This is a genomic window from Hominimerdicola alba 8, assembly GCF_000178155.2.
In the GTDB taxonomy this organism is placed as follows: Bacteria; Bacillota; Clostridia; order Oscillospirales; family Ruminococcaceae; genus Hominimerdicola; species Hominimerdicola alba_C.
Map to the genome: position 1 here is coordinate 1 of NZ_ADKM02000101.1, position 3346 is coordinate 3346.

Here is a 3346-nt window from a genome sequence, read left to right on the forward strand (position 1 = left end):
AATCACTACAGTATTCCTGCATTTGATGATACACATAGTCCAGCGGTAGAAGATGGTAAAGCTATTGCAAGCAATAAGTATGTCGTTCCTGATAATAGTGTTCTTGTATCTAAACTCAATCCTCAATTCAAAAGAATTTGGCTTATTATAGATTCAACTGATAACGCTATATGTTCGACTGAGTTTTTACCTGTCAAAGCAACAGAAACAGGCGTATATGCATTATATTCACTTCTGAACAGCGATGCTTTTTCTGTTCACCTAATTCAAAATGCAAGCTCCTCAACAGGAAGTAGAAAAAGGATTGATCCAGATAATTGTATGTCTTATAAATTTCCCTACGATCAGAAGGTATTTGCGAGATTTGATAAGGCAATCCAACCGCTACTCATGAAAATAACAGGTATTCCAACTGAAACGCAAGCTCTTGTGGCTCTCCGTGACTGGCTCTTGCCGATGCTGATGAACGGTCAAGCTACCATATCCGATTGATACGATAAATTATCGTTTATATTAGAAATAGAAAGGACTGATACTCTATGAGTAGCAAGAAAAAAGTAAAGAAATCACCTTTGAAGGTTGCCGGCTATGTTGTGGGAAGCATAGCTGTAGCTGCTGTTGCATCTGTGGTTATACCTGAATTTATAAACAAAGGTGCATCATGTTATTACAAAAATACAAACAAAGGCTTGGAAAACTTTGATGATAACAAGTATGTAATTGTAAGGAAAAATACGAATAAAGGAATATAACGAGGAGTTTTAATATGGAGATAAATGTAGATAAGCTTGCACAAGAAGCAATTGACCAGATTAACCAGAGAATTAAGAATTTGAAGCACCTCAATATTGTCATTGTAGGAAAAACTGGTGTGGGAAAAAGCACGTTGATTAACAGCGTTTTTCGTGAGAATTTGGCAGAAACAGGAATTGGCAAGCCCATAACAGATGAGGTAAGGGCTATTACTAAGGCTGATTTTCCTCTTACTATTTATGATACACCAGGCTTTGATCTCGGAGCGCACAAGCAGGAAGATTTGCTTAAAGAAATAACAAACCTCATTCATCAAGGTGTTTCCAGTCGTGATATAAATAAAATGATTCACTGTATGTGGTATTGTATTAACACATCGTCAAGCAGAGTGGAGCAGGAGGAAATTGATTGGATAAGAGATTTTGCCAAGGAAAACAGAATCACTGAAATACCAATTATCGTTATTCTTACACAGGCTGTTCCAAAAAAAGATGCCAGAGTCATGAAAGAATATATAGAAGCTCAAAATTTGGATATTGTTAAGGTAGTTCCTCTACTCGCAATTGATAAAGACTATGACGAGGAATTTGTTTATCAGGCATACGGTTGTGACACTTTAATTGAAGTGATGATGCACGCACTTCCTGATGAACTCCACGATACATTGCAAAATGTACAAATTGCTAATTTAGAATCAAAAAAAAAGTATTCTGAGGGAATAATTGCTGCATCAGTGGCGGCAGCTTTTGGAGAGGGATTTGCCCCTATTCCTTTTTCCGATGCAGCTTTGCTTGTTCCTACGCAAGTGGGAATGATAGCTGGTATTACTGCTGTTTTTGGAATTGACGTAAGCAAGAGCTTTTTAACAGCATTTGTATCATCAACTATTGGCGGTGCAGGTGCTACTGTTCTCGGAAAAACAATTGTAGCAAATATATTGAAGCTCATTCCAGGCGTTGGAACTGGCATTGGCGGTGCAATATCTGGAGCAACAGCAGGATTACTTACAACGGCTTTGGGTATGGCTTACATCAAAATTATGGAAATGGTCTATAAGGGTGAGATGACCAAAGAACAGTTAATGGGCGATGATGGAAAAGATACGATGAAACGTATTTTTAAGGACGAGCTAAAAAAGAAAAAATAAAGACCTATCTTCCTCCAACGGCGGAAGCTATAAAAAGGGACTGCCGTTGGGAGTCGTTCTCTTGAATTTTATTCTAAGGAGAATTGACTATGATACAGGAAATTAAAAACGAAATCATGCAGAAAATGCTGTCGGTGTTGGATAATTTTCAGCTCGAACAGCTATCGGAAGTGCTGGACATTGCTTTCTTTGGCATTACTGCGGTATCTTGCGATAAGACAGAAGAAAATAGCAACGATAAGATCGTCGGCTCGTTCATCTCATCTAAGCGGATAGAGGGCTGTTCAGAGAAATCGCTGAAATACTATCAAAAGACCATTACAAATATGCTCGTTGCTGTCGGCAAGCAGGTCAAGCACATTGATACTGATGATTTAAGAAAGTACCTGACAAGCTATCAGGAAGATAACAATTCAAGCCGTGTGACAATAGATAACATACGGCGCATATTATCGAGCTTTTTCTCTTGGCTCGAAGAAGAAAACTATATTATGAAAAGCCCTGTACGCAGGATACATAAGATCAAGACCGCAAGCACGATCAAGGATACCTATACCGATGAAGCATTGGAGCAAATGCGTGATGATTGTACGGATTTGCGTGATTTAGCGTTGATTGATATGCTTGCGTCAACGGGTATGCGTGTCGGAGAGCTTGTTCTGCTAAACCGTTCCGATATTGACTTTGAGGAACGAGAGTGTGTGGTTCTCGGCAAGGGCAATAAAGAGCGCATCGTCTATTTTGATGCCCGTACCAAACTGCATTTGAAGCAGTATCTTGACAGCAGGACGGACGATAATGAAGCTCTTTTCGTATCGTTGAAAGCTCCGCACAAACGCCTTAAAATCGGCGGTGTGGAAGTAAGAATCAGAAAAATCGGTAAACGCCTGAACATACAGAAAGCACACCCTCATAAATTCAGGCGTACATTAGCTACAATGGCAATCGACAAGGGTATGCCCATTGAGCAGCTTCAACAGCTTCTCGGTCATAGACGGATAGATACCACATTACAGTATGCTATGGTTAAGCAGAGTAATGTTAAGATTGCCCATAGAAAGTATATAGGGTGAAATAACAGAAAGAAGGGTTATTGTTATGGCAAAGAGTATTGAGCCAAAACTCAGAAAGATCGGTGCATATCTCAAACTAGAGGAAGATGCAAAGTTTATGATACCAGAATACCAAAGACCATATTCTTGGTCAGTCACTAACTGCGATAAGTTATGGCAGGATATTACCGATTTCATGAACAACGATAGCAAAGATCCTCACTTCTTTGGCACTATCATCATCAACTGTCAAGATAATGATACTGTATTCGGTCTCATCGATGGTCAGCAGAGAACAACAACATTTTTACTACTGATGAAGGCTCTATTGATTCGTGTCAATGTGGCGATAGGTACAACAAGTCAAGATGATGACTCTGAAAACCTGTGCAGA

At 39.3% G+C, this 3346-nt stretch carries 4 protein-coding genes and 1 pseudogene; all 5 read left to right on the top strand.

Features of this window, described 5'->3' with window-relative positions:
- Positions 1 to 492, top strand: a pseudogene (locus CUS_RS12660) (hypothetical protein); the annotation flags it as partial.
- Between the two features lie 47 nt (positions 493 to 539).
- Positions 540 to 752, top strand: coding sequence for a hypothetical protein (locus CUS_RS12665; RefSeq protein ID WP_037277357.1), 213 nt, complete (start codon positions 540 to 542; stop codon positions 750 to 752).
- A 14-nt stretch (positions 753 to 766) separates the two neighbouring features.
- Positions 767 to 1900, top strand: coding sequence for a YcjF family protein (locus tag CUS_RS12670; protein ID WP_002851321.1), 1134 nt, complete (start codon positions 767 to 769; stop codon positions 1898 to 1900).
- Positions 1901 to 1989: 89 nt separating this feature from the next.
- The gene (gene xerA / locus CUS_RS12675; protein WP_002851324.1) at positions 1990 to 2973 is read left to right on the top strand and encodes a site-specific tyrosine recombinase/integron integrase; all 984 of its coding nucleotides are present in this window, start codon (positions 1990 to 1992) and stop codon (positions 2971 to 2973) included.
- A gap of 25 nt (positions 2974 to 2998) precedes the next feature.
- A partial coding sequence (locus tag CUS_RS12680; RefSeq protein ID WP_002851322.1) for a DUF262 domain-containing protein occupies positions 2999 to 3346 on the top strand: 348 nt, incomplete at its 3' end.